The 624-nt window shown below is 37.3% G+C and carries 1 protein-coding gene; it reads left to right on the top strand.

Features of this window, described 5'->3' with window-relative positions; translation table 11 throughout:
• The coding region (locus IV512_RS19670; RefSeq protein ID WP_209406460.1) for an AMP-binding protein at positions 1 to 624 on the top strand (624 nt) is incomplete at both ends.

Genomic DNA, 624 nt, shown 5'->3' with positions numbered 1-624 from the left:
GTCATGATAGAGAATGATTCTTTGTTCAATTATCTTATTTGGGCCAGAAATAATTACTTAAGCATAGAGTTAAACAATATAGATTTTGGATTGTTTACTTCTTTATCGTTCGATTTAACGGTGACCAGTTTATTTTTACCTATCATCTGTGGTGGTAGCTTGAAAATAACAAACTCCATTGATGATATCTCAAGCTTACTGCTATATTACTTTAATAGTAATATTTCATGTATAAAGCTAACTCCTAGCCACATTAGTATATTGGGAAGTTTGGGTATAAAATCAAGTGCCACGGAACTAGTAATAGTTGGAGGTGAAGAACTTCGAAAAGACCACATAACTATATTAAAAAAAATAAACCCATCTATCAAAATACACAATGAGTACGGTCCAACCGAGACTACAATTGGATGTACAACTTATGAAGTCCAATCAAGTGAAGATAAAATGTTGATTGGTCGTCCAATATCTAATACTCAAATTCACATTTTGAATGATTCTAATATGTTACTCCCCAAAGGGGTTGCCGGGGAGATCTGCATCTCCGGGGACGGACTGGCCCGAGGGTATCTCAACAGGCCCGAACTCACCCGGGAGAAGTTCGTGCCCCACCCTTTCACCAAG

The sequence above is a fragment of the Pseudozobellia sp. WGM2 genome, assembly GCF_017810075.1.
In the GTDB taxonomy this organism is placed as follows: Bacteria; Bacteroidota; Bacteroidia; order Flavobacteriales; family Flavobacteriaceae; genus JADNYK01.
This window is presented reverse-complemented; position numbering and strand designations above follow the sequence as displayed.